Origin of the sequence: Lacihabitans lacunae (assembly GCF_042649125.1) — a bacterium.
Taxonomy (GTDB): Bacteria; Bacteroidota; Bacteroidia; order Cytophagales; family Spirosomataceae; genus Leadbetterella; species Leadbetterella lacunae.
In genome coordinates, this window is the sequence record NZ_JBHRYQ010000001.1 from 3,053,870 (window position 1) to 3,079,722 (window position 25,853).

Sequence of the window (25,853 nt, forward strand, 5' to 3'; positions counted from 1 at the left end):
TTGTAAAAACCTGTCCAAAATTTTATATAATTTTGAACACGTGCTTTTTATGAGTCACCGTATGTGTCTCTAAATTAAATAATTAACTAGAAATGTCTCAGAATACCCCAAGGAAGTCAGCCCAACCGGCTCGGCCTTCGCGAAGTCGTACAAACCCCTTAGACAAGTTAGCTAAGTGGATCAATCAGAAATTAGAAATAGACGAAAAACTAAGCCCCGCTTCAGTTAAAAAAGTGCTTTGGATTTCGGGCATGGTGGTAATCTATATTTTCTTTCAGCACAACTTCGACGGGCTCATCCGTAAACTTCACACCACCGAAAAAGAAGTGAATGAAATAAGGGCAACCTATATTTACTACAAGTCAAAATATCTTTTTGCGAGCAAGCAGTCAGAAGTAGAGAAGAAATTAGAAACAAATGGTTTCGAAAGAAATGCTGACCCTCCCATTAAGGTTTCAGTAAATAAATAAGTCTTTGCTTTCCTATAACTACTTCATAAAAATCCGTGAATCATGTCTGCAATAAAAGAACAGTTTAAAAACAGATCGAACATCATAGTGGCCGTCATTATTTTTGTGGCCTTATTGATTTTTGCAAAAATAATATACTTACAAACCTCGCGTAAAGACGAGCTACTGGCAAAAGTGGCCGACATTCAACGCAAAGAGCGTATAATACACGCTACAAGAGGAAACATATATGCCAGCGACGGCAAAAGCTTGTTGGCTACGTCAATTCCAAAATACATTACGATTTTTGACCCATCACAAGCCAAAAGTAAAATTTTTGAAGAGAACATAGACTCTCTTTCGTTTCTACTTTCTCGGTTTTTTGGAGATATGGGCCGACTAGAATACAAAGAAAAAATTACCAAAGCCCGAAAGAAAAGATCACGCTATTTGGTACTTGGGGGACGAAGAGTAGACCACATAGAAAAAATGGAAATAGAGAATTTTCCCCTTTTTAGAGAAGGTGCAAACAAAGGCGGGGGAAGGTTTGAAACCAAAGACTTCAGATTTTTACCATTTAATAACCTAGCCAGCAGAACCATAGGAAAACTCGACCGCAAGCATGGCAGAGAAGGTGCTTTTGGAATAGAAGCTAGTTTTGACAATTACCTAAGCGGCAAAGACGGCAAAGGGTTTTATGAAAGAATGGCCGGAGGAGTTTACAAGCCCGTAAACTCAGAGTCAGACATAGACTCAGAACCGGGACTCGACGTAGTCACTACCATTGATGTCAATTTTCAAGACATCGTAGAGAGTGCCCTAAAAAATCAGGTATTTAAGACCCAAGCCAAATACGGCACCGCCGTAATAATGGAAGTAGCCACAGGCGAAATAAAGGCTATAGCGAACTTAACACGGATAACCAGCAACAACGAAATAAGATACATAGAAGACCAAAACTATGCGGTTATTGGCGGAACCGACCCAGGCTCCACATTCAAACTTGCCTCTATGGCGGCACTTTTAGAAAAAACAAATCTAAACATCGACGATTTTGGAGTGAACTGCCCCGGAGAAATTAAGCATAATGGGCTATCATTTACCTGCTCGCATGAACACGGTAACTTAACCATCAGACAGATTTTTGAGCAATCGTGTAACATTGGGATTTATACGTTGATGAAAAAGCATTTTGGCTTTACCACCTCAAGCGACTACTACGAATACTTGCAAGAGTTTAAATTAGACAAACCGTCTGGTTTTCAGCTAAAAGGTGAACCGTATCCTTTGCTAAAAAACACCAAAAGTGCCACATTTAGTAGCACCACTGTTCCGTGGATGTCTATCGGTTATGAGTCACGTATAACGCCCATACAAATGATGACATTTTATAATGCCATTGCAAACGATGGTGTGTGGGTACAGCCGATAATAGTAAAAGAAATACGCCAAGGAAACGTAACCATAGAAAAACTAGAAGCAAACAGAATAAGTAGTCCGATTTGCTCCGAAAAAACCATTAAAAAAGTAAAGCTAATGATGGAGGGCGTGGTAAATAATGGAACCGCAAAAAACGTAAAAGAAGGAATCTGTAGCATAGCCGGTAAAACCGGAACTTCTCAAAAGCGAGTAACGGGCAATTACAAAAAAGGTATGTATTACACCTCATTTATTGGATATTTCCCAGCAAATAGCCCAAAATATACCTGTATAGTAGTTATTGACGAGCCACAAGGAGCCAATCTTTTTGGTGGGGATGTTTCTGCCCCTGTTTTCAGAACCATCGCTGACAAAGTTTTTGCTTATGACATTTCAATGCATCCATTGGCAATCACTAAAGCAAATAAAGAAAACCTAGCGGCTCATCACGGAGTAGGCAAAAGCCAAGACCACCGTGTAATATCTGACAAGCTTGGTTTAAAAACTGCCGTAGAAAAAGATGGATTTGCCAAAACCTACCGAACATCAAACGACTCGTTGGCGTGGAAGTCTACTAATCCAGACAAAAACATAGAAGAACTAATGGGGATGTCGCTCAAAGACGCACTTCCTTTACTTGAAAACAAAGGCTACCGTGTTAAATACTCTGGATTTGGCAAAGTTAGGGGCTATTCGTTTGTTGGAAAAAATATAGTAGCTTTGGTGTTAAAATAACCATTATTGCATAAAATGACCGCTTTGACCGAGACCTTTTTTCAAAACTATGAACAGTTTAAAAACCCTGAATTAAACCACAGAAGATTTAAACACACCAAGGTAGTGGAGCTTTTAAACAAGCTTCCTTTTGAAAAAGTAAGTCTCGGGAAGTCTTTTGAAGGCCGAGAAATACAGAAAGTAGTAATTGGAAATGGCCCAAAGAAAATCTTACTTTGGTCGCAAATGCACGGAAACGAAGCCACTGCTACCATGGCACTTTTCGATATTTTTAATTTTTTCCAAAATACATCAGGAGAGTTTTTAGAAATAAAAAAGCTGCTTGAAAGCAAACTTGAGCTACATTTTATACCCATGCTAAACCCCGATGGGGCCGAAAGATTTATCAGACGAACTGCTCAAGGCATAGACATGAACCGCGACGCCGTGGCACTTAAGTGTCCTGAGAGCGAGATTTTGAAAAATCAGGTATTGACCTTAACACCCGAATTTAGCTTTAACCTCCACGACCAAAACATCAGATACAGTGCAGGGGCATCTAATAAGCAAGCCACCATATCGTTTTTGGCCACGGCATATAACGAAGCCCGCGAATGGAACGAAAACCGAACCAAGGCGGCCCAAGTTATTGCTAAAATGAATGCTGATTTACAAGCTTTCATTCCAAACGCAATCGGACGTTTTTCTGACGAATTTGAACCCCGAGCATTTGGCGACAATATTCAAAAATGGGGTAGCAGTTTGATCTTGATTGAGTCAGGTGGCTACCCGAATGACACCGAAAAACAGTTTATTCGTAAACTAAATTTTGTGGCAATTTTGTCAGCATTGGAGAGCATCGCCTTAGAGTCTTATACCTCATACAGTATTGAGAATTATAGTGCTATTGTGCAAAACGAGAAGTACCTTTTTGACTTAAAAATAAAAAACTTAACAGTTGAAGCTCCTAAAGGCAATTTTGAAATTGATTTAGGAGTTAATTTAGAAGAAAAAAACAATAGCGACGCCTCAGACTTTAGCGTAACTAGTGTAATAGAAGACCTCGGAGACCTATCGGTATTTTGGGGAATAAAAGAAATAGACGCCGAAGGAGGTCTTCTAAAGTCAATAGAAGCCTACCCCAGCATAAAAGAAACCTATAAACAATACGGCCCTTTTCCTTTAGAAATATTAGAAGGAGAAAAGGCGAGTTTCGTTATCGACAAAGGAAACGAGCTCATTTTAATTATAAATGGAAGAATTATTGAAAAATAAATTTTGGATCTTACTGCTATTGACTTTTACAGTTAGCACCTTAAAAGCTCAAGAGAAATCAATATTTGGAAAAGTGATTGACTCCACCACTGTTAAAGGTGTAGCAAATGTAAATATTCTAAATAAGCGATCGGGAGAAATAGTAGTTACCAACGAAAAGGGAGACTTCTATTTAAGAGCCTTGGCGTCAGATTCTATTATAATCACAAACATCGGTTACGAAAGAAAAGGCTTTAAGTGGGATGGCAAAAACAAACAACCCGTTATTAACGTAAAGCAGCAGCCCATCATGCTTGACGAGTTGGTGGTTAAAGACAAAAAATTGTCTGACATGCACAAAGAGATTTTGGATTTTTTGGCAAACCCAAATAACTCGAAAGCCATGCGAAATCAGACCCTCAAAAACATGATAAACACTAACACCAGTCAACCCGGCATTGGTATATCTATAGACGCCCTTTATGACCTTTGGAGCAAAGAAGGCAAATCAAAACGAAAACTTGCAGACATGCAGTTTGAGGATGTAAAGACGTTTTATGCAGACCTCAAGTACAACAAACAAGTGGTGGCTCAAATCACCCACCTAAGAGAAGAAGACCTCGACGATTTCATGAAGTTTTGTAACCTCCAACAGGAGTTTGTACTTACAGCCACAGACTATGAACTAACCTTCGAAATACTCAAATACGCCGGAGATTTCAGACAAAATCGTATTTACAGAAAAATCAGGTGATTTGCCTAAATACTCATCATCAAATCATTCAAGTTTTCGTCAGAGCTAATTCCCAGTTTTTTACGAAGTCTATATCTTTTTAACTCCACACTTCTAATGGTGATATTGAGCAGCTGAGCTATTTCTTTAGTAGAAAGGTTCATTCGTAAATACGCCGCGAGCTTTAAATCTCCATGCTACATGTCTAGAAAATTGTGATTTATTTTTTAAAAAGGTTTATAAAGCCGCATTACCCATTATTTTAATCAAGCCTGTTAGCCATAGCGAAACCAAAATTTCGTTATGGCTTTTTTGTTATCATTATCATAACATCTACTAAACAGTGACTTAACACTGATTTGATAGTTTTGCTACCATATAATTATACGATTTTGAGTAAAAAATATGCTTACAAAACTGTGGTTATGTCTGACATTCACCTTGGCTCTTCAGGGTCAAAAGCCAGCGAAGCCACCGCTTTTCTTAAAGAAAATCCATGCGAAAGACTAATTCTTAATGGCGACATTATAGACGGGTGGCAGTTAAAAAAATATGGTTCATGGAAAAAACACCACACCGGTTTTTTCAGAATTGTGTTGAAACTCATGGACAAGTACGACACAAAGGTAACCTATATAAGAGGTAATCACGACGATTTTCTAGACCAAATTATGCCGCTTGTAGTAGGCCGAAACTTCCAAATAAGACGTGACTATATCCTTAACTCAGGCGAAAAACGTTTTTTCATAACCCATGGTGATGTTTTTGATTCTGTGACAAGTCGAATGAAGTGGTTGGCTCACATGGGAGACATTGGCTACACATTTTTGCTTTGGCTCAACAAAGTCTACAACCAATACCGCAAATTTCGCAAACTCCCCTACTATTCGCTTTCTCAGTCTATTAAACAAAAAGTAAAAGCTGCCGTAAACTACATTTCAGACTACGAAGAAAAACTAGCCGAACTGGCGAAATCAAGAAACTGCGACGGAATAATATGCGGCCACATACACAAAGCAGACATCAAACAAATAGACGGAATCACCTACATGAACTCCGGCGACTGGGTAGAAACCCTATCTGCATTGGTTGAAGATTTTAAAGGAAACTGGAGTCTCGTGTATTTCCACATTGAGCCCAAAACCGAAAAAGAACCCGTAATAGAGGTATTAAATAAAGAAAATCACCAACGGTTGGTAGCCAGTTTATAATATGAAATTCCTATTTATCATACAAGGGGAGGGCCGCGGACACCAAACTCAGGCGATTGCCCTATCTCAGATTTTACAAGAAAACGGGCACCAGGTTTGTGCGGCTCTTTTTGGTACTTCAGACTTGAGTAAAACCCCTGAGTTATTTAAAACCAATGTAGGCTTCGACTTAATTCCCTTTGAAAGTCCAGCTTTGGCATATAATCCCAAAACCAAAGGTTTAAGTATCAGACAAACATTAAAGTATTCGCTACCCAAATTACCAAAATACATAAACAGCATTAGGTTAATAAAAACCACAGTAGAGCTTTTAAAACCAGACGCAATAATAAATTTCTACGACTTTTTGGGAGGAGTCTATTCAGGCATTTTAAATAAAAACATACCTGTTTATGCCATAGGGCACCAATATTTATTATTAAACCCCAAATTTAATCACCCTAAAAAACACTACTTAGATCGCCTCACAGTGAATATTAACTCAACTATAACCGCTTGGGGAAGCACAAAAAAACTCGCTTTGTCATTTTCAGCGTTTGAAAACTATAAAAATATTAAAACCACTCCCCCGCTTTTAAGAAAAGAAATAAAGAAATTAGGGCCATCAGAACAGAATTTCATATTGGTCTATTTAACTCAAAGTTCACTATTAGAAAGATTAATTCCGATTGCAAAGGCTTATCCAAATGAATACTTTGAGTGTTTTTTGAATACATGGGATGAAACATTAGAATTGCCTGATAACATCAAAATAAATCCAATTTCTGCTGATAAATATTTAGAAAAGATGGCTTCTTGTAAGGCTATAATTACCACTGCAGGGTTTGAGTCTGCATGCGAAGCCATGTACCTCAACAAACCCGTAATGATGATCCCTGTGCCTAATCACTATGAGCAGCACTGCAATGCTATAGATGCACAAAGAGCCCAAGCAGGCCACTTCGAAATGGAAATTAACGTCGCATCATTTGAGCGTTTTCTTTTTATTCTAAAAAACAAAAAACATAACCACCGGCCTTGGCTAAACCAAACGTCATCATTTTTCTTAAATGAACTGGGAATCAACAACCTACAAAGCCCAAAACTTGAATTTGCCTGAACAAATAATACCCATACAAACCTCCCAAAAGTGTTATTTTTTTTATACTTTTAATAAAAAAACAATATACTAATGAAAAACAAACTTTACATTTTAGCTATCTTTTTGTTAGCTACTTCATTTGCTCATGCTCAAAGTTTTATGGAAGGCTTTGATAGATTTTCTTCTAAAAAACCAGCATATTTAACCCTCCAAAATGGCCAAAAAGTAGAGGGAACAATTGAAGATTTAGACAGAAAAAAAGGAAACATTTCGGAAATCACTTTAAAAGTAAATGGAAAGAAAAAAACCTTTACTCCAGAAGAAATCAAAGAAATGTATTTGCCGGCTTCCGGCTTAGATAAATTTTCTAAGCAAATGGAAGTAGGCACAAACCTTTCAAAAGACCTTAAAAGCGAGCGAGTAAGTGAAGGTTATGGCTATTTTGAGTTCACAGAAGTAGAAATGAAAGGCAAAATAAAGCCTTTGCTGATGCAACTCGTAAACATTGGGTTCGACAACAAAATCAAGGTATTCTTTGACCCATTTGCAAGAGAAACTGTTTCTGTAGGCTATGGGCCACTTAAAGTTGGGGGACTAGACCGCTCTTATTATGTGAAACAAGGCGATAATCCCGCGTATAAAATCACAAAGAGTAATTATGAAGAATGGGGAACCGAAGCAATGAAGGATTGCCCGGAAGCAGTAAAAACACTAGTTTCAAACTCATGGAATAAACTCCATGTTACTATTAACACTCACGCCAATTGTAAATGATTTAACCAATTACTATATATCAAAAATGCCTCTTAATTTTTAAGGGGCATTTTTTATGAGAAAAATTCAAAAAAAAGGCTGCTCAAATAAATGAACAGCCTTTTTTAAAATTATCTATTGACAGAATATCAATCTACATATTCTCTCTTACGAGGCTCCAATACCCTTCTTAGGTTTGCAGCTTCTACCTCTTCTACACTATTAACTTGTATGTTTTGGTATGTTCTACGTCCTGTTCCGGCAGGTATTAAGTGACCTACAATTACGTTTTCTTTAAGACCCGCTAGATCATCACGTTTACCTTTTACTGCAGCTTCAGAAAGCACTTTCGTAGTTTCCTGGAACGAAGCAGCTGAGATAAATGATTCAGTACCTAACGAAGCGGTAGTGATACCTTGAAGAATAACTTGAGAAACCGCAGGTTTTGCATCTCTAACAGTCATCAGTTTTTTATCTTCTCTTTTAAGTCTACCATTCTCGTCTCTAAACTCACGGTTAGTGATGATTTGACCCGGTTTGAAGACCTCAGAAGCACCAGCATCAACTACTACTTTTTTATCTATAATACGGTCATTCTCTTCTCTGAAAGTCCATTTATCAATGGCTTGCATTTCTAAGAACATAGTATCTCCAGCATCAATAACGTCTACTTTTTGCATCATCTGACGTACGATAGTCTCAATGTGCTTATCAGAGATTTTTACCCCTTGCTGACGATAAACGGCTTGTGTTTCATCAACCAAGTACTCCTGAACAGCTGTTGGTCCTTTAATACGAAGAATATCTGCAGGTGTTATAGCACCGTCAGAAAGTGGCTCACCCGCACGGGTAAAGTCTCCTTCTTGTACCAAGATAAGTTTTGACAATGACACCATATACTTCATTTTGGTGCCGTCTTTTGCCTCTACGTAAATCTCTCTGTTACCACGTTTGATAGCACCGTAAGAAACAACACCGTCGATTTCAGAAACTACAGCAGGGTTAGACGGGTTACGTGCTTCGAAAAGCTCTGTTACCCTTGGAAGACCCCCTGTGATATCTCGGTTCATGTTAATTGCTCTTGGTATCTTAGCTAAGATAGTACCCGCTTTTACTTTAGCACCATCTTCTACCATTAGACGAGCATTAACAGGTAGGTTATACTCTCTAACTTCGTCTTTGAACTTAATCATGATGGCAGGGTTTTTAGCTCTATCTTTAGAGTCTGTGATAACTTTATCACGGAAACCAGTTTGCTCATCGGCTTCTTCTCTAAATGTAACACCTTCTATAATGGCATCATACTCAACTACCCCGTCATTTTCAGTAAGGATAACTGCGTTAAACTGATCCCAGTGACAGATTGCATCACCTTTAGCTACCATTTGACCATCTTTAACTTCTAATGTAGAACCGTAAGGCACGTTATTAGAAATCAGGATTTGATTTGTAGTTTCGTCGATAATTCTAACTTCACCTCTACGACCTACTACGATAGTTTTTATATTACCTTCAGCATCCGTTAATTCTACAGTTCTAACTTCTTCGAAGTCTACTTTACCTGCAAACTTAGCTCTCAAATTAGCTTCTACCGAAACGTTCATGGCGGTACCCCCTGTGTGGAAGGTACGTAGTGTAAGCTGAGTACCAGGCTCTCCAATAGACTGTGATGCAATAACACCTACTGCTTCACCTACGTCTACCATTCTTCCTGATGCTAGGTTTCTACCATAACATTTGGCACAAATACCGGTTTTGGTTTCACAAGTAAGAGCCGAACGGATTTCGATAGTTTCTATCGAAGTCTCGTCAATTCTTTCCGCTACTTCCTCTGTGATTTCTTCACCAGCTGCTAAGATCAATTCTTTAGTTAAAGGATCAATGATATCGTGAACCGAAGTTCTACCTAATATCCTTTCAGATAATGGCTCAATAATATCATCGTTTTCTTTCAATGCCGAAACATTGATACCTCTTAATGTCTCACAGTCTTCCTCATTAACAACCACATCTTGAGCTACATCATGTAAACGACGAGTCAAGTAACCTGCATCGGCAGTTTTTAGGGCTGTATCGGCAAGACCTTTACGAGCACCGTGGGTAGAGATAAAGTACTCAAGTACGTCAAGACCTTCTTTAAAGTTAGACAAAATCGGGTTTTCAATGATTTCACCTACAGAACCAGCTATGTTTTTCTGAGGTTTGGCCATTAGACCTCTCATTCCTCCAAGCTGACGAATTTGCTCCTGAGAACCACGGGCTCCAGAGTGCATCATCATATATACTGGGTTAAATCCTTGACGATCGTCTTCTAGTTGACGAAGAAGTGTTTCTCTCAATCTAGTGTTTACACGCGTCCAGATATCGATAATTTGGTTATAACGCTCACGCTCAGTAATGATACCAAACATGTAGTTACTTTGAACTTCATCAACTTCAGTTCTTGCGTTTTCAATCAAAGCTTGTTTTTCTTCAGGAATCATGATATCTCCTAAACCGATAGACAAACCTCCGGTAAAGGCAGACTGGAATCCTAATTCTTTGATCTCATCCAAAAACTGAGCAGTACGAGCAAAACTTACTTCTTTGAAAACTCTACCGATAATTCCTTGTAGTTTTTTCTTTGTTAGAAGTTCGTCAATATATCCTACTTTTTCAGGAACAAACTGGTTAAATAATACTCTACCAGCTACTGTTTCTATAATTTTTTCTACTAATTCACCTTTCTCATTTTTAATTTTCACCTTCACTTTTATGAAAGCGTGCTGAGAAAGTTGCTTTTCGTTAAGGGCAATAATAACCTCTTCTGCTGAGTAGAAAGTTCTACCTTCGCCAACAACGATTTCTTCTGGAGTAGATCTCTTACCTTTAGTTACATAGTAAAGACCCAAAACCATATCCTGAGAAGGTACCGTAATAGGAGCTCCGTTTGCAGGGTTAAGAATGTTGTGAGAAGATAACATCAATACTGATGCTTCCATTACAGCTTCTTGTCCTAGCGGCACGTGAACGGCCATCTGGTCACCGTCAAAATCGGCGTTAAATGCGGTACAAACTAATGGGTGAAGTTGGATTGCTTTACCTTCAACTAACTTAGGTTGGAATGCTTGAATACCTAAACGGTGAAGCGTAGGAGCTCGGTTAAGCATGATCGGATGACCTTTTAACACGTTTTCAAGTATATCCCAGATAACTGCATCTTTTCTATCTACTATTTTCTTAGCAGACTTAACAGTTTTCACTATTCCTCTTTCTATCAGTTTACGTATAACAAAAGGCTTAAATAGCTCAGCTGCCATGTCTTTTGGAAGACCGCATTCGTGCAATTTAAGCTCAGGTCCTACTACGATTACCGAACGACCAGAATAATCAACCCTTTTACCTAATAAGTTTTGACGGAAACGACCTTGCTTTCCTTTCAGCATATCTGAAAGTGACTTCAGGGCACGGTTACCATCTGATCTTACTGCGTTAACTTTTCTTGAGTTATCAAAAAGTGAATCAACTGCTTCTTGAAGCATACGCTTCTCGTTACGTAAGATTACCTCAGGAGCTTTTATTTCTAATAGTCTCTTAAGACGGTTATTTCTTATGATTACTCTTCTGTAAAGATCATTTAAGTCAGACGTTGCAAAACGACCTCCATCTAGTGGAACTAAAGGACGTAGTTCTGGTGGAATAACTGGAACCATTCTGATTACCATCCACTCAGGTCGGTTTTCTATCCTTGTAGAAGCATCTCTGAAAGATTCTACAACTTTAAGTCTTTTAAGAGCCTCTGCTTTACGTTGCTGAGAGGTATCTGTAGCTGCTTGGTGTCTCAACTGATAAGACAACTCATCAAGTTGTATTCTACCTAACAACATATATAGAGCCTCAGCACCCATTTTGGCGATGAATTTCATAGGATCTTCATCTGGCAACATTTGGTTTTCTCTTGGAAGCTTGTCCATAATATCCAAATACTCTTCCTCAGTAAGGAAGTCCATCTGAGCGATCCCGTCTTCTTCTTTAAGGCCGGCTTGTATAACTACGTATCTCTCGTAGTAAATAACTTGGTCTAGTTTTTTTGACGAAAGTCCAAGAAGGTAACCAATTTTGTTTGGTAAACTTCTGAAATACCAAATATGGGCAACTGGAACCACAAGCTCAATATGGCCCATACGCTCACGACGCACTTTCTTTTCTGTTACTTCTACTCCACAACGGTCACAGATAATTCCTTTGTAACGAATTCTCTTGTATTTACCGCAGTGACATTCCCAGTCTTTAACTGGCCCAAAAATACGCTCACAAAACAAACCGCCCATTTCTGGCTTATAAGTTCTGTAATTGATAGTTTCGGGTTGTGTCACTTCACCAAAAGAGCCCTCCAGAATTGATTCTGGAGAAGCCAAACTAATGGTTATGCTATTAAAATCGCTATTTAGCTTTTTATTTTTCTTTAATGACATTTTCTAATGCTTTAAATGAAAATGATATATTTTTAATTAAACAAGAGTGATTTCAAGTGCAAGACCTCTTAATTCATGCACCAATACATTGAAGGACTCTGGTATACTAGCTTTCGGAAGGTTTTCACCTTTCACGATTGCTTCATATGCTTTCGCTCTACCCAAAACATCATCAGATTTTAGAGTAAGAATCTCACGAAGTACATGAGAAGCACCAAATGCCTCTAATGCCCAAACCTCCATTTCTCCAAAACGCTGACCACCAAACTGAGCTTTACCACCCAATGGTTGTTGCGTAATCAGTGAGTATGGTCCGATAGAACGAGAGTGCATTTTATCATCTACTAAGTGACCTAGTTTAAGCATATACATGATACCAACCGTAACTTTTTGATCAAAAGGCTCACCTGTAAGACCATTATAAAGTTGTGTTCTACCAAATTCTGCCAATCCAGCCTCTTTAAGTTCGTTGCTTACTTCCTCTGCAGATGCACCGTCAAAAATAGGGGTTGCATATTTACGACCTAGCTTACGCCCAGCCCATCCTAAAACAACCTCATATAGCTGACCGATGTTCATCCTCGAAGGTACACCTAGAGGGTTAAGCACGATATCCATGGTAGACCCATCCTCAAGGAATGGCATATCTTCTTCTCTAACTATTTTAGCTACAACACCTTTGTTACCGTGACGACCGGCCATTTTATCACCCACTTTCAGCTTACGCTTCTTAGCGATGTAAACTTTAGCCAATTTCACAATACCAGCAGGAAGTTCATCGCCTACTTCAAGTACAAATTTCTCTCTTTTAAATATACCAATGTGCTCACTTCTCTTGGTAAGGTAGTTTTTAACTAGGCTTACAAGCATTGCGTTTTTATCAGTATCATTTACCCATCCTTCTAAAATAATGTCACCCAAAAGGTTTGCTTCTTCAGGAACGTTATACGAGCTTTCGTCAACAAACGGGTTTTTCTCAGGGAATAGATTATTGGTAATGTTTGATCGGTTAAACTTAACTCCTTTAGAGATAAGTTCTTCTCCAAATTTATGTTTAACGCCATTACAAGTTTCACCATCAAGAAGTTCTACCATCTTATCAATCATCAAAGACTTAAGTCCCATAAGGGTTCTGCTATGATTTTTCATTAAGATTTTCACCTCTTCTTTATGCTTCACTCTTTCTTCTTTCGTAGGACGAGAGAATAACTTAGTGTCTATAATTACCCCTCTTAATGAAGGAGAAGCTTTTTTAGATGCATCTTTAACATCACCCGCTTTGTCTCCAAAGATTGCTCTTAGAAGTTTTTCTTCTGGCGTTGGATCTGACTCACCTTTTGGTGTAATCTTACCAATCAAGATATCACCTTCTTTGATGTGAGTACCAGTTCTTACGATACCGTTTTCGTCAAGGTTTTTAACAGCCTCTTCAGATACGTTTGGAATCTCAGCTGTAAGCTCTTCCTCTCCACGCTTAGTATCTCTTACTTCAAGGTCAAATTCCTCAATGTGAATTGACGTAAATACGTCTTCTCTTACCACTCTTTCAGAAATTACGATCGCATCCTCAAAGTTATATCCTTGCCAAGGCATGAAGGCAACTTGAAGGTTTCTTCCTAATGCAAGCTCGCCACCTTGAGTAGCATAACCTTCTACCAAAATTTGACCTTTCTTAACTGTTTCTCCTTTAAGAACTATCGGACGAAGGTTAATACAAGTATCTTGGTTGGTTCTTCTAAACTTAATTAGGTCGTAAGTTTTAAAGTTGGTATCAAAATTCACCAATCTTTGATCATCTGACCATTCGTAGTTAACTACAATTTTCTTAGCATCAACGTAGTCGATTACCCCTGTTCCCTCAGCTACAATAAGCGTACGAGAGTCACGAGCAAGTCTACCTTCAAGACCAGTACCCACAATTGGAGCTTCAGGACGAAGCAATGGAACTGCTTGACGCTGCATGTTTGATCCCATCAAGGCACGGTTGGCATCATCATGTTCTAAGAAAGGAATTAACGAAGCGGCAATAGATACGATTTGGTTAGGGGCGATATCCATATACTCAATGTCTTTTGGACTCTTAAGTGGAAAATCTCCTTCAAATCTACATTTCAATGAATCTACTGTAAAGCTACCATCGTTTTTAACATCGGCTGTTGCCATCGCGATGTTTTTACCATCTTCTTCTTCAGCTGTTAGATACTCAATATTGCCTGACATTTTACCGTCTTCAACCTTCATGTAAGGAGTTTCGATAAAGCCCATTGAGTTTATCTTTGCATATGTACAAAGAGATGAAATAAGACCAATGTTTGGTCCCTCTGGAGTTTCGATAGTACACAGACGACCATAGTGCGTGTAGTGAACGTCACGAACCTCAAAACCAGCCCTTTCACGAGAAAGACCACCAGGTCCTAAGGCAGATAAACGACGCTTGTGAGTAATCTCAGCAAGTGGGTTTGTCTGATCCATAAACTGCGAAAGTTGGTTAGTACCAAAGAACGAGTTAATAACAGAAGACAAAGTACGAGCGTTTATCAAATCAACAGGCTTGAAATCTTCATTATCACGTACGTTCATTCTTTCTTTAATAGTACGGGCCATACGAGCAAGACCCACGCCAAACTGACCTGAAAGCTGCTCACCTACTGTACGCACACGTCTATTTGAAAGGTGATCAATATCATCGACTACAGCTTTCGCGTTAATTAATCCGATTAGATATTTAACGATACAAATAATATCTTCTTTAGTTAAAACTCTAGTTTCAAGAGATGTAGAAAGGTTAAGTTTAGTGTTAACTCTGTATCTACCTACTTCACCAAGGTCATAACGTTTGTCAGAGAAAAACAAGCCTTGAATAATTTCACGGGCAGTAGCTTCATCTGGAGCCTCTGTATTTCTTAACTGACGATAGATTTGCTCAACAGCCTCTTTTTCAGAGTTTGAGCTATCTTTTTGGAGTGTATTATAAATGATATTAAATTCAGAAACGTTCGCATCTTCTTTGTGAAGAATGATTGATTTCTGATCCGTATCAAGTATTAATGCGATATCGTCTTCAGTTATAACAGAATCTCTTTCTAATATAACTTCATTACGATCTATCGAAACTACCTCACCTGTGTCCTCATCTACGAAGTCTTCTGTCCAAGTTTTAAGAACCCTAGCAGCAAGTCTCCTTCCGATTACTCCTTTAAGATTCGTTTTATTGGCGTTTACTTCTTCAGATAAACCAAATAGATCAAGTATTTCTTTATCAGAACCGTAACCGATTGACCTAAGTAAGGTAGTTACAGGGAATTTTTTCTTACGGTCAATGTATGCATACATGACGTTATTTACGTCAGTAGAGAACTCTATCCATGATCCTTTCATTGGGATAACACGAGCAGAGTAAAGTTTTGTACCATTGGTGTGTTTCGACATAGAGAAGAATACACCTGGCGAACGGTGAAGTTGCGATACGATAACCCTTTCAGCTCCGTTTATTACAAACGAACCTCTACCAGTCATGTAAGGGATATTTCCCAAAAACACTTCCTGCTCCATGGTTTCGAAATCTTCGTTATCAGAGTCGTTACAAAGCAATCTTAATTTTGCTTTTAATGGCACTGAATACGTTAAACCTCTGTCGATACACTCATCTACAGAGTATTTTGGTTGGTCGATTGTGTAATCAACGAACTCTAGTACATAGTTCTCCCTCGAGTCTGCTATTGGAAAATTATCCATAAATGTTTGATACAGACCTTCGGCTCTACGGCTTTCAGCTGGAGTATCAATTTGGAAAAATTCGGTGAACGACTGCAATTGGATATCAAGGAAATCTGGATATTCCAATGGAGGTTGAACGCTTGCAAAGGACTTCCTTCCGGTTTCTGTCAATTTCAAGGTTTTAAATTGTTTAAATGATTAATAATTTAAATAACTTGCAAAAGCTTAGTGCTAAGTGCATTGGGCTTTCAAAATCGCAGTGAAGAAAAACAATTACCCCTTTTCATCTGCCCTACGAAAACAGAAGTGTATCGGATAAGTATCTTTATAAAATGAGTTAAAAACTCGAGTTTCTGTGTGTGTAAAATCAGTGGCTACATAAAACGACAAAAAGACTCGGCCAAAACTATAACGTTTTGACCAGAGTCTGATTGTAAATGCTTTACGAGAAATTATTTAATTTCTACTTCCGCACCAGCTTCTTCTAATTGCTTCTTAAGAGCATCAGCTTCGTCTTTAGCGATACCTTCTTTCAATGCTTTAGGAGCTGAATCAACTAATTCTTTAGCTTCTTTCAAACCTAAACCTGTAAGGTCTTTTACTAACTTAACTACTTGTAGTTTGTTAGCACCACCTGCTTTAAGGATTACGTCAAAAGCTGTTTGCTCTGCAGCAGCTTCAACATCTCCACCAGCAGCTGGACCAGCTACCATTACAGCACCAGCAGCAGCTGGCTCAATACCGTATTCGTCTTTAAGAATAGCCGCTAATTCGTTTACTTCTTTAACGGTCAAATTAACCAATTGTTCAGCGAATGCCTTCAAATCTGCCATTTTTATATAATTTTGATAGTAATTACTATAGTTTAAAAAATTTGGACAATCACACCGTGTGAAGCCCAGTTAAAAAAAATTTAGGCTGCTTCTTTCTCTGAAAGAGTTTTAAGAATACCAGCCAATTTGTTACCTCCGCTCTGCAATGCACCAAGTACATTTTTAGCAGGCGACTGTAGAAGTCCAATTACCTCACCGATCATCTCAGCTTTAGATTTCAACTTCTCTAGTGTATCTAATTGGTCGTGACCAACGAATAATCCACCGTCTATTGAAGCTCCTTTAAGCTTGATTGAATCTTTATTTTCTTTTAAGAAATCTTTGATAAGTTTGGCAGCAGTTTTACCCGATTCAGGGTGAAACATGATACCTGAAAAACCTTTAAGAACAGATTCGTTGAAAGGCGTGTAATCAGTGTCGAGTGTTTCAAGAGACTTAGCTATGAGTGTATTCTTAACTACTTTATACTCAATTCCTCTATCGAAACAAAGGCGTCTTAGTTTGTTGGTTTTCGCAACAGACATGCCACCTGCGTCTACAATATAGAAATAAGGAGTAGTAGCAAATTTCTCACTAAGCTCTGAAATGATAATTGCTTTTTCTTCTCTTCTCATGATTACAATCCTGTTATAGTTGATTTGTCAATCTGTATTCCAGGGCTCATTGTGCTTGACAATGATATACTTTTTACGTATGTCCCTTTTGCTGAAGATGGCTTAAGTTTAATCAATGTTTGAACTAACTCAAGGGCATTTTCGGCAATCTTTTTGGTATCGAATGATACTTTTGCAACACCTGCGTGAATGATACCTGTTTTGTCAACTTTAAAGTCGATTTTACCAGCTTTCACTTCTTGCACTGCTTTACCAACCTCTAATGTAACTGTACCCGACTTAGGATTTGGCATTAAACCTCTAGGGCCCAACACTTTACCAAGACGACCAAGTTTCGCCATAACGGTAGGCATAGTGATGATTACATCAATATCAGTCCACCCTTTTTCGATTTTAGAAATATAATCGTCAAGACCTACGTAATCTGCACCAGCTGCTTTTGCTTCTTCTTCTTTGTCAGGCGAGCAAAGTACAAGTACTTTTACTGTTTTACCTGTTCCGTGAGGAAGAGCTACCACACCTCTAACCATTTGGTCTGCTTTACGAGGGTCAACACCCAATCTAACGTCAACATCTACTGATGCATCAAACTTGGTGTATGAGATTTCTTTCAAAATCTTAGCTGCCTCTTCTAATGAGTATGCTTGTGTAGCATCAAATTTCGAAAGTGCCTCTTTTCTTTTTTTGCTTATTCTAGCCATAATTTTGGTAATTAACGCCATGTTCTAGCCATAGCTCCCATTGTTTATTTGTAAAAATTAAAACGGACTGTCACCTGATATAGTTAAGCCCATATTACCTGCTGTACCTGCAACCATTTTCATGGCAGACTCTATTGTGAAGCAGTTCAAATCTGGCATTTTGATTTCGGCTACTGCCTTAACCTGATCCCAAGTAACTGACCCAACTTTATTACGGTTAGGTTGATCTGAACCTTTTTTAACTTTAGAAGCCTCGATTAGCAACACTGCGGTTGGAGGGGTTTTGATTACGAAATCAAATGATTTATCTGTAAAATACGTGATTAATACAGGAACCACTTGACCCATTTTATCTTGTGTTCTAGCATTGAACTGCTTACAGAACTCCATGATATTGATACCCTTTGAACCTAGAGCTGGACCAATCGGAGGTGCTGGGTTGGCTTGGCCACCCTTTGCTTGTAACTTTAAGTATCCTGCGATTTCTTTCGCCATTGTTTTGAAAATTTAAAATTTGAGAAATACGAACTAACGAACTCAATCCACAACCCTTTCTCTTTAGTCACAATCAAAAGAAGAATACGCGAATGGTCATCCGATTCTCCAAGGTTTTTCTATTACTCCTCAGGGGAAGCCTAACATATTGATAATATGACAAGAGACAGAGAAAAACTTCGCCAAAATGGACAAGCTGCCCAAAATGGACTGCAAAGGTAGATAAATGTTTTAGAACATCAAAAAAATATTAAGAAATAAACTGAGAATTTACACAAAAAATATTTTTTCCTATAATTGTGGCTAAAATACTGCCTTTTAAGTGGATAAGTGTATTTTGGCCTGTGGCTGATATAAAATAATAATTGCACTTAAACGAGTTAGAAATTCATAGTAGCTTTCAAATCACTGCCTTTTTTTTGAAAAAACTCAACATTCGGCTCCGAGAATAGAGTTAGAACTTATTAAACGTGACCACAAGCAAGCCCAAACAAAACCTATTCTTTTTTTTTAAATATATAAAGACCCTCGTAAAATAGAAATCCATTAATAACGTTAGTTATAAAACTTTTTAATCTACTAATCCTATATTTCACATGAAAATTACCAATGCATTAAAAGCCCTCATAGCGTCATTTTGTGTTTCTATAATTGTAGCAGTTCCTACTTTTGCGAAACGCAGCATCTATTTGACTGGAATAGTAATGGACGCTAACAATCTAAAACCCTTAAATGCAGCCAAAATATTCGACGAAAACAATCACTTTTTGGGGACAACTAATGAAAATGGCTTTTTCGACCTAATAGTTTCCACCCAAGACAAAGGAGAGATTCATTTCGTATTAAAAATCAAAAAAGATGGATATGAGACTTTTAGCCAAAAAGAACATTGGGGTGACCTTAGCGAAAACATGCATGCTTCATATTATTTTGGAATAAAAAACAAAGCTCTACCTAGTGGCAAGTCATTTGGTGAACTTGTAATGACTGAAAAAGGCCAAAATTACACCGAAGTGCTTAAAGCATTTGAAAGTGTAAATGACAAACTTAACTTCGAGAAAAGAATCGAATTGGCGAAAGCGAATAATCAGAAGGTATGGTTTGAAATAGCTACCAAATATTACATAATTAGCAGCACTGGTTGGATTGAAATACCATCAGAGGATACTAAAGTTCTAATAAATAATGAAAAAAGTATTTTGGCTAAAGACCTTAACTCTGAAATAAAAAGAAACTCAATAAAGCACATGACCAGCTTAAGCAACTCTGAAAACAAAGTGGGCTTGTTTACCAAATAGTTTTTTAGGTATTTAAAGTAAAGTTTGGTTAATTTTAATAAAAAACAACCTGCCTTTTATGATAAATTACAATAACAAAACCTTTAAGCCTAAAAGTAACAGTAAAAACGGTGAGACTTCGGGAGAGACTATCTTTGAATACAAACAAGACGGGCAGATTATAACTTCTGAATACAAAGGAGGTCAAATAGTTAAAGGCCACTTGATAGGAATTGTGGACAAGAATGGCAATATCAAAATGAGGTATCACCACATAAATATAGCTGGAGAACTGATGACTGGCGTATGTGAGTCTTCCCCAGAAATATTAGCAGACGGCAAAATCAGACTTTATGAAAAATGGAGATGGACCTCCGGCGATTGCACTGAGGGCGAGTCTCTATTAGAAGAGTGTTGAATTAAAATCAAGCACTCTTTTATTCTTTTAAAACCAAACACTTAAAGTGCCCTACGAATAGCTTCAAAGAGGTCTTTCGGGTTAAATGGTTTTGTGAGATAGTCATTCATGCCGCATGCGTATACCTCAGCTTGAGTATCGTTAGAAACTGAGGCGGTCAGTGCTATTATATGGGTACTATTTCCCATAGCTCTCACAGCTTTAGTAGCCGAAATACCATCCATAATCGGCATTTGCAGATCCATCAAAACCACATCATATTTATTGTTTTTGATTTTGTCTACTGCCACTTGGCCGTTTTCGGCTAGGTCGATGATGATTTTCCAATTTTCCATCATCTTTTTAGCTACTATGACATTGAACTTCACATCTTCTACCAAAAGTACTTTGACGCCTTCGAGCGTAGCGGGAGCATTATCTTCTTTATCGGCAGAAACAACTTTTACGGTTTTATCTAAATTAAACTCAAGCGTGAAATAGAAATTAGACCCTTCTCCAAATGTACTCTCTACGTGGATTTGACTATCCATGAGTTCGAGAAGTTTCTTAATAATGGTTAGCCCTAAACCAGAACCTCCATGCTCACGGGTGATATTAGAGTTTGCCTGAGTAAAGCGTTCAAATATCTTTTCAATGTTTTGTTTTTCGATTCCAATACCTGAATCAACGACAGAAAACTTTACTTTGGCTTTTTCAGCACCTTTTTCCACAGCCGAAACATTAATGTCGATGTTACCGTTATTGGTAAATTTAATGGCATTTGACACTAGATTATTGAGCAGCTGGCCCAGTCTCAAAGAGTCTCCCATAACCATGTCTGGCACATCGGAATCGATATTTAAATTTATCTTGTTTTGATGCTCGTCTGCCCTAAATCTATTGGTTGCTTTTACATCGCTCAGCAAAGTTGCCAACGAGAACGGCTTCTTGTCAAGTTTAATTTTACCGTCTTCTATTTTACTAAAATCGAGAATGTCGTTTATTAAATTGATAAGATTTTGAGCCGATATCTGAAGGGTACTAATAAATTCTTCTTGGTGAGGGAGGTGCACCTCTTGCTTAAGAATATGGATATTACCTATAATAGCGTTAAGCGGGGTTCTAATCTCGTGGCTCATCACCGACAAGAAATCAGACTTGGCTTTGGCTGCTTTTTCGGCGTTTTCTTTTGCTACCAAAAGTGTTTGTTCCAGCTCGTTTTTTACGCTAATCTGGTCGTTTAATAACTCAATAATTTCAAAAAGATCGTCAGAGTCTTTGATAGCTGAAGCGTTTTTTTCATCCAAAACTATTAAGGTCTGCTTTACCTTTTCAATGGATTCTTTTTTGAGGTCATTCTCTTTTTTGAGATCTTGTAATACATCCTGATACTCTCTTTCACTAATTTCGAAAGCATGTTCGGTGATTTTTTTGTCTCTATCATACGATTCATAGGAAGCCGAGACAATCTTAATCAAAGACTGAAATTCAGGATTAGCCAAGGCTTCTTCACCTAAGTGCTTCGTTATTTGTTTTGCTAATAAAGGATGCATTTCCATATCAAGTTATATTTCTTTCAGTGTAGTAATGGTCATAGTCTGGTTCTGAAGTTCGCACTTTTGTGATTTTAAAAGAGGCGAAATCTCGCCATACGAATAAAACCCTGCCACTGCGGTGCCTTCTCCAAAAATATCTTTGGCAACCTCTATTTCCTCTTCTACTCTTTCATTTAAAATAAGTTTTCTGCCGACACAGCTAATGAGTAAGGCCAAGTCTGGATTATCCAGGTTAAAAGAAACTGCTTGCTCCGCTGCTGTGCCTGAGGCACTAATAATTTTGTCAAAGTTAGCTTTCATTAGGCGAACTTTGCTACCTACTGGCAGATTTCCTGCGAAAGTCATGGATTGGGCGTCTTCGTCGATAGACAAAATAGTCCTCACGTTTTTAGAATCATGTTCAATACTAGAAATAGACAACGGGAATAGCAAAGCTGAACCCGGAAGTTCGTCGGCGTAAGTTCCCAAATATTGCTTATAAAGCTCCAGTGCATTTTTATTGTCAAGTTCAAATAAGACATTTTTTTCAGACTTGGTTATGATTCTCTCTGGCCCGAACTCGTCCCAGCCACCAAGTGAGCCATGCCCTACCTGAATACTGTCGCCATAGAAGCCAATGGCTACTACATTTCCAGACTGGAGATCAAAATCCAAACCTACTAGTGTAGACTCAAACCTAGCCCCATCACCTGCTAAGCCGCCAGTTATTAGTATTCCTTCTTTGTTTTCTTTATTTATTCCTTCTAAAAGTTCTGTTCCGTTTATTAGACCGCCATCCGAAAGGATTAAAATATATTTTAGGTCGTTTTTGGGTATTTGATCAAAAAGGCTCAACCCTAATTCATAGCTATTTTCAAAGTCTTGAATATTGACAACTTTGCTCTCTATAGGAGTCTTGTCTAACTGAATAGCTGTGGTAGAAAGTTGTTCATCAAAAAAGTCAAAGTTTGAAATTTCTCCGGCTGTTGAGGCAGAAACCAATAGTGCATTCGGATATTCACTTTTTAGTGTTTTTAATACACTTTCGTCTATATTAGCTTTTCCTCCCAAAACCAAAACTAATTGGCAAAGTTTAGCATCAAAACCATCTTGCGTGTTGGTCACCTCCCAACCACTTTCGTTTTTAACTTTCTGTTGTATTTTCATTTGATATTTTCGTTTTCGGTTTTAACTAAACTTACTAAAGAAGGAAAAGTGTCTATAAAAAACTGTATTCTTGTTTTTATATCTTCGCTGATACCTGATGTTTTTATTTCTGACTCAATACTTTTAAGTAACTCTTCGGTGTTACCTAAGCCCACCATTGCAAATGAAGGCTTCATTTTATGACCTAGCTTGGCTATTTCTTCCCAATTTTCGTCAGCAAAAAACTGTTTAAACTCTTCTACCTGAGACGTGATTTCTTCTAAAAATGTTTCAAAAACTATTTTCATGAAATCTTTGTCGTCACCAAAATAATCCACAAGACTTTGCTGATTTATTTTATCGTCGATGTAACTTGTTTGCATAGGGGTTTCTTCTATTTGAATGTTATTTATGGGATTGGAGGTCAGATATTTATTTAGTACTCTTTTGAGCTGATCGGGTGTAAATGGCTTGGTTAGGATATCTTCCATTCCGGCTTCTCTGGCTTTGTCTTTTTCCATCACCATAGCCGATGCCGTAAGTGCGACAATAGGAATATGCTGATTAGGACCTGGAGTTGCCCTTATACTTAATGTGGCACCATAACCGTCTAAATATGGCATTTGAATATCCATCAACACAAGATCAAATGTATGCGACTTAATTAACTCCAAAGCCTCATTACCGTCAGGGGCGTGTTTGTAATTTATGTGCCATTTATTGAGCAGGGTACTCAAATATTTGAAGTTCATCGGATTATCCTCGGCTATCAAAATATTTTTCTCTTTAAACTCCAAAACATTATCGCTAAAGACGGTTTCGTTTTGAATAACTGCTGTTTTATTGGTTATTTCGAAAGGCAAATCAAAGAAAAATGTAGAGCCTTTGTTAATGGCTGTTTCCAGATAAATTCTTCCTCCTTGAAGCTCAATTAGCTCTTTTACAATGGCTAACCCTAAGCCAGTTCCTTTTGTTTTGGTGGCGTTTTTCTCATAGATCTGTTTGAACTTCTGGAAAACCAGTTTGGCTTTTTCGTCGTCCATTCCTTGTCCAGAATCTTTTACAGCAAACTTAAGAATGTATTTATCTTTCTCTATTTTTTCACCAATTTTTACAGACAGAACAATACTTCCATGATCCGTGAATTTTTCGGCATTGCTGAGCAAATTATTTAGTACTTGGTTAAGAATCAGCTCGTCGCCTATAACAAAAGTACTCAGGTTAGGGTCCACATCTAAAATTACGTTTACACCTTTACTTTTGGTTTTTAATTCATAGGTACGGTGTAGTGTGCGTAGGATACTTAAAATATCAAATTCAGAATTTTTAATCTCTACTTTACCGGCCTCTATTTTGGCCATATCTAACACATCTGATATCAAAGCATGCAAGAAATTCGCTGAATTTTTAATGATATCCAAATATTCCATTTGCTCCTCGTTAGGGTTGGTATCATAAAGTAAATGTGACATACCAATTACTGCATTTAGCGGCGTACGAATCTCATGTGACATATTGGCCAAAAACTCTTGCTCGGCTTTTTGAGATGCTTCAGCTTGTTCTTTGGCCTCTGCAAGTTCTAACTGCACTCTTTTCTGACTTGAAATGTCATAATGAATACCGACAGAACCAATGGTTTCTCCTTTTTCGTCAAAAACTGGCCCTCCACTTATTAACACCCAAAACAAAGACCCATCTTTTCTTTTCATTTGAAGCTCATAGCTTCCAATTTCACCTTTTAGTCTATTTGAGTCTTGACGGTTCATAAGTTCAACATACTCTTCGGGTAAAAACACATCGTTAGCTTTTTTTCCTAAAAGCTCATGTTCTTCGTATCCCGTCATTTTTAAAAGCCTATCATAAACTCTTAAAATAACACCATTTAGGTCAACCTCCATAAAGCCCAACTCCATGTTTTCCATGATGAGGCGATACTTTTCTTCGCTTAGCCTGAGTTTTAGTTGGGCATAGTATATATCCGTGATATTACGTGCCATGGCTTTGATGCCATTAAATAGCAGCTCACCCTCTTTTTCAATAAAATCGAGTTGGAAATTCTGCCCTAGCCAAATAATCTCTCCATTTTTTTTCTGAACAGGAAATTCCAAGTAGCCTTGCGTTATTTTCTGTTTGAGGCAGTCGATAATATAGTTTCTTACTTGCTCCTTGTGAGAAGGAGCCACTAATTCTAAAAATGTAATTTTAGATAACTCTTCTTCGCTAAATAACAAAAGGTGGTAGGCCGCAGGATTGACGTAAATAAGCTGGAAATTTCTATCTACTTCAAATACGATTTCGTTTGCAGACTCTACAAGTTTTTTATATCGGACCCTACTCGAATTGAGGTCAGCGGTTCTTTTTTTGATTTGAACCTCTAAGTTTTCGTTTAGCTTTTGAAGGTTTGAATTAGCCTGATAGAGCTCCAGTGCTTTTTCTTCGAGAATACGCTCTGCTTCTTTTCTAGCTAGCTTTTCTCGCTCAAAGCGACGCTCTAACATTTCTATTTTCTGATTCCCTTCCATTATTTTTTTGTAATCACAAATTTCACTTCACTACCTGATTCATTCAGGTTTTCTTTGATAAGGTCCGCTTCTTCATTGAAATGCTTTAAGCAACCATTGATTAAACCCACTGCAAGGTCGCCCATACTTCTTTCGGAGGTATAGTACATGATCAATTGCTTGTCATTCGGTTTTTCGATTGAAAAAGTAGGTAATTCGGCATCTGGATAAAGCTTTCTCACCTGAACATGTATATAAGATTCTATAGTTGACAACATGCCAAAGGCATCATTGACATCGTGAAAAATATGTCCATATGCTTTTATTAGAGAGTTAAATAGGTATTCACCAAAAGCTTCTAATAGCTCTGAAATAGGCACTTCTGTGTTTTTATGTAAACTGACCACCAACGTTACCATTTCGTGGTGCGAATAGGTGCCTACAGCCGAGTATATCCCCTTTGAGGGCAAATCAGACTCCAATAATATTTTGTCTACCATTTCGTAACCGAAGCCTTCCTCCACCATCTCTAAAAACTCTGTAAATACTATCCCTTTCATGGTAATTTT

The 25,853-nt window shown here is 37.9% G+C and carries 20 protein-coding genes; 9 read left to right on the plus strand and 11 right to left on the minus strand.

The genetic code is table 11. The features are described 5' to 3' along the window. Window positions 1-92 precede the first annotated feature (92 nt). The 4 genes from ACFOOI_RS13360 to ACFOOI_RS13375 are packed head-to-tail and all read left to right on the plus strand — an operon-like array spanning window position 93 to window position 4,590. Window positions 93-470 (plus strand): FtsL-like putative cell division protein, encoded by a 378-nt coding sequence (locus tag ACFOOI_RS13360; RefSeq protein WP_379838481.1) that lies wholly within the window; start codon window positions 93-95, stop codon window positions 468-470. 42 nt (window positions 471-512) lie between these two features. Continuing rightward, entirely contained in the window at window positions 513-2,603 is a 2,091-nt protein-coding gene (locus ACFOOI_RS13365) for a penicillin-binding transpeptidase domain-containing protein (protein WP_379838482.1), read from the plus strand. A 15-nt stretch (window positions 2,604-2,618) separates the two neighbouring features. Continuing rightward, entirely contained in the window at window positions 2,619-3,857 is a 1,239-nt protein-coding gene (locus ACFOOI_RS13370) for a M14 family zinc carboxypeptidase (protein ID WP_379838483.1), read from the plus strand. Further along, window positions 3,835-4,590 (plus strand): carboxypeptidase-like regulatory domain-containing protein, encoded by a 756-nt coding sequence (locus ACFOOI_RS13375; protein WP_379838484.1) that lies wholly within the window; start codon window positions 3,835-3,837, stop codon window positions 4,588-4,590. The genes ACFOOI_RS13370 and ACFOOI_RS13375 overlap by 23 nt, the downstream gene beginning before the upstream one ends. 5 nt (window positions 4,591-4,595) lie before the next feature. Here the strand turns inward: ACFOOI_RS13375 and ACFOOI_RS13380 are convergent, their stop codons facing one another. After that, window positions 4,596-4,733: a helix-turn-helix transcriptional regulator gene (locus ACFOOI_RS13380; RefSeq protein WP_379838485.1), complete on the minus strand. Its 138-nt coding sequence runs from the start codon at window positions 4,731-4,733 to the stop codon at window positions 4,596-4,598. 228 nt (window positions 4,734-4,961) lie between these two features. On the opposite strand from ACFOOI_RS13380, the gene ACFOOI_RS13385 reads away from it, so the two are divergent. The 3 genes from ACFOOI_RS13385 (at window position 4,962) to ACFOOI_RS13395 (ending at window position 7,635) form a co-directional block, all read left to right on the plus strand. Continuing rightward, entirely contained in the window at window positions 4,962-5,780 is an 819-nt protein-coding gene (locus ACFOOI_RS13385; protein ID WP_379838486.1) for a UDP-2,3-diacylglucosamine diphosphatase, read from the plus strand. Window position 5,781: 1 nt separating this feature from the next. After that, entirely contained in the window at window positions 5,782-6,879 is a 1,098-nt protein-coding gene (locus ACFOOI_RS13390; RefSeq protein ID WP_379838487.1) for a glycosyltransferase family protein, read from the plus strand. Between the two features lie 72 nt (window positions 6,880-6,951). Continuing rightward, entirely contained in the window at window positions 6,952-7,635 is a 684-nt protein-coding gene (locus ACFOOI_RS13395; protein ID WP_379838488.1) for a hypothetical protein, read from the plus strand. A 128-nt stretch (window positions 7,636-7,763) separates the two neighbouring features. Here the strand turns inward: ACFOOI_RS13395 and rpoC are convergent, their stop codons facing one another. From rpoC to rplK, 6 genes are all read right to left on the minus strand, one after another. Next, on the minus strand, window positions 7,764-12,068 hold the full coding sequence (gene rpoC, locus ACFOOI_RS13400; RefSeq protein ID WP_379838489.1) for a DNA-directed RNA polymerase subunit beta': 4,305 nt from the start codon (window positions 12,066-12,068) through the stop codon (window positions 7,764-7,766). Between the two features lie 36 nt (window positions 12,069-12,104). Continuing rightward, the gene (gene rpoB / locus ACFOOI_RS13405; RefSeq protein ID WP_379838490.1) at window positions 12,105-15,962 is read right to left on the minus strand and encodes a DNA-directed RNA polymerase subunit beta; all 3,858 of its coding nucleotides are present in this window, start codon (window positions 15,960-15,962) and stop codon (window positions 12,105-12,107) included. A gap of 275 nt (window positions 15,963-16,237) precedes the next feature. After that, window positions 16,238-16,618 carry a 50S ribosomal protein L7/L12 gene (gene rplL / locus ACFOOI_RS13410; protein WP_379838491.1) on the minus strand — a complete coding sequence of 127 codons (381 nt, stop codon included), beginning with the start codon at window positions 16,616-16,618 and terminating at the stop codon, window positions 16,238-16,240. 80 nt (window positions 16,619-16,698) lie between these two features. Continuing rightward, window positions 16,699-17,232, minus strand: a complete 534-nt coding sequence (gene rplJ, locus ACFOOI_RS13415; RefSeq protein WP_379838492.1) for a 50S ribosomal protein L10 — start codon at window positions 17,230-17,232, stop codon at window positions 16,699-16,701. Between the two features lie 2 nt (window positions 17,233-17,234). Beyond that, complete coding sequence (rplA, locus tag ACFOOI_RS13420) at window positions 17,235-17,933, minus strand: 50S ribosomal protein L1 (RefSeq protein ID WP_379838493.1); 699 nt, start codon at window positions 17,931-17,933, stop codon at window positions 17,235-17,237. Window positions 17,934-17,990: 57 nt separating this feature from the next. Beyond that, complete coding sequence (rplK, locus tag ACFOOI_RS13425; RefSeq protein ID WP_379838494.1) at window positions 17,991-18,428, minus strand: 50S ribosomal protein L11; 438 nt, start codon at window positions 18,426-18,428, stop codon at window positions 17,991-17,993. 596 nt (window positions 18,429-19,024) lie between these two features. On the opposite strand from rplK, the gene ACFOOI_RS13430 reads away from it, so the two are divergent. Next, window positions 19,025-19,726 carry a hypothetical protein gene (locus ACFOOI_RS13430; RefSeq protein WP_379838495.1) on the plus strand — a complete coding sequence of 234 codons (702 nt, stop codon included), beginning with the start codon at window positions 19,025-19,027 and terminating at the stop codon, window positions 19,724-19,726. A 58-nt stretch (window positions 19,727-19,784) separates the two neighbouring features. Then, window positions 19,785-20,123: a n-acetylglutamate synthase gene (locus ACFOOI_RS13435; RefSeq protein WP_379838496.1), complete on the plus strand. Its 339-nt coding sequence runs from the start codon at window positions 19,785-19,787 to the stop codon at window positions 20,121-20,123. A 41-nt stretch (window positions 20,124-20,164) separates the two neighbouring features. On the opposite strand, the gene ACFOOI_RS13440 is transcribed toward ACFOOI_RS13435, so the two are convergent. From ACFOOI_RS13440 to ACFOOI_RS13455, 4 genes are read right to left on the minus strand one after another with little or no spacing between them, the layout of a single operon-like run. Continuing rightward, complete coding sequence (locus ACFOOI_RS13440) at window positions 20,165-21,655, minus strand: ATP-binding protein (protein ID WP_379838497.1); 1,491 nt, start codon at window positions 21,653-21,655, stop codon at window positions 20,165-20,167. Between the two features lie 12 nt (window positions 21,656-21,667). Further along, the gene (locus tag ACFOOI_RS13445; protein WP_379838498.1) at window positions 21,668-22,804 is read right to left on the minus strand and encodes an FIST signal transduction protein; all 1,137 of its coding nucleotides are present in this window, start codon (window positions 22,802-22,804) and stop codon (window positions 21,668-21,670) included. Beyond that, a complete protein-coding gene (locus ACFOOI_RS13450) occupies window positions 22,801-25,305 on the minus strand; it encodes a PAS domain S-box protein (RefSeq protein ID WP_379838499.1) in 2,505 nt (834 codons plus the stop codon). Before ACFOOI_RS13450 ends, ACFOOI_RS13445 begins: the two co-directional genes overlap by 4 nt. After that, window positions 25,305-25,844, minus strand: coding sequence for a heme NO-binding domain-containing protein (locus ACFOOI_RS13455; protein ID WP_379838500.1), 540 nt, complete (start codon window positions 25,842-25,844; stop codon window positions 25,305-25,307). The genes ACFOOI_RS13450 and ACFOOI_RS13455 overlap by 1 nt, the downstream gene beginning before the upstream one ends. Between the last annotated feature and the right edge of the window lie 9 nt (window positions 25,845-25,853).

Bases quoted from the DNA above. Each gene is read 5' to 3' on its own strand.
- ACFOOI_RS13360 (WP_379838481.1), top strand. From the start codon at position 93: ATGTCTCAGAATACCCCAAGGAAGTCAGCCCAACCGGCTCGGCCTTCG.
- ACFOOI_RS13365 (WP_379838482.1), top strand. From the start codon at position 513: ATGTCTGCAATAAAAGAACAGTTTAAAAACAGATCGAACATCATAGTG.
- ACFOOI_RS13370 (WP_379838483.1), top strand. From the start codon at position 2,619: ATGACCGCTTTGACCGAGACCTTTTTTCAAAACTATGAACAGTTTAAA.
- ACFOOI_RS13375 (WP_379838484.1), top strand. From the start codon at position 3,835: ATGGAAGAATTATTGAAAAATAAATTTTGGATCTTACTGCTATTGACT.
- ACFOOI_RS13380 (WP_379838485.1), bottom strand. From the start codon at position 4,733: ATGAACCTTTCTACTAAAGAAATAGCTCAGCTGCTCAATATCACCATT.
- ACFOOI_RS13390 (WP_379838487.1), top strand. From the start codon at position 5,782: ATGAAATTCCTATTTATCATACAAGGGGAGGGCCGCGGACACCAAACT.
- ACFOOI_RS13395 (WP_379838488.1), top strand. From the start codon at position 6,952: ATGAAAAACAAACTTTACATTTTAGCTATCTTTTTGTTAGCTACTTCA.
- rpoC (WP_379838489.1), bottom strand. From the start codon at position 12,068: ATGTCATTAAAGAAAAATAAAAAGCTAAATAGCGATTTTAATAGCATA.
- rplL (WP_379838491.1), bottom strand. From the start codon at position 16,618: ATGGCAGATTTGAAGGCATTCGCTGAACAATTGGTTAATTTGACCGTT.
- rplJ (WP_379838492.1), bottom strand. From the start codon at position 17,232: ATGAGAAGAGAAGAAAAAGCAATTATCATTTCAGAGCTTAGTGAGAAA.
- rplA (WP_379838493.1), bottom strand. From the start codon at position 17,933: ATGGCTAGAATAAGCAAAAAAAGAAAAGAGGCACTTTCGAAATTTGAT.
- rplK (WP_379838494.1), bottom strand. From the start codon at position 18,428: ATGGCGAAAGAAATCGCAGGATACTTAAAGTTACAAGCAAAGGGTGGC.
- ACFOOI_RS13430 (WP_379838495.1), top strand. From the start codon at position 19,025: ATGAAAATTACCAATGCATTAAAAGCCCTCATAGCGTCATTTTGTGTT.
- ACFOOI_RS13435 (WP_379838496.1), top strand. From the start codon at position 19,785: ATGATAAATTACAATAACAAAACCTTTAAGCCTAAAAGTAACAGTAAA.
- ACFOOI_RS13440 (WP_379838497.1), bottom strand. From the start codon at position 21,655: ATGCATCCTTTATTAGCAAAACAAATAACGAAGCACTTAGGTGAAGAA.
- ACFOOI_RS13445 (WP_379838498.1), bottom strand. From the start codon at position 22,804: ATGAAAATACAACAGAAAGTTAAAAACGAAAGTGGTTGGGAGGTGACC.
- ACFOOI_RS13450 (WP_379838499.1), bottom strand. From the start codon at position 25,305: ATGGAAGGGAATCAGAAAATAGAAATGTTAGAGCGTCGCTTTGAGCGA.
- ACFOOI_RS13455 (WP_379838500.1), bottom strand. From the start codon at position 25,844: ATGAAAGGGATAGTATTTACAGAGTTTTTAGAGATGGTGGAGGAAGGC.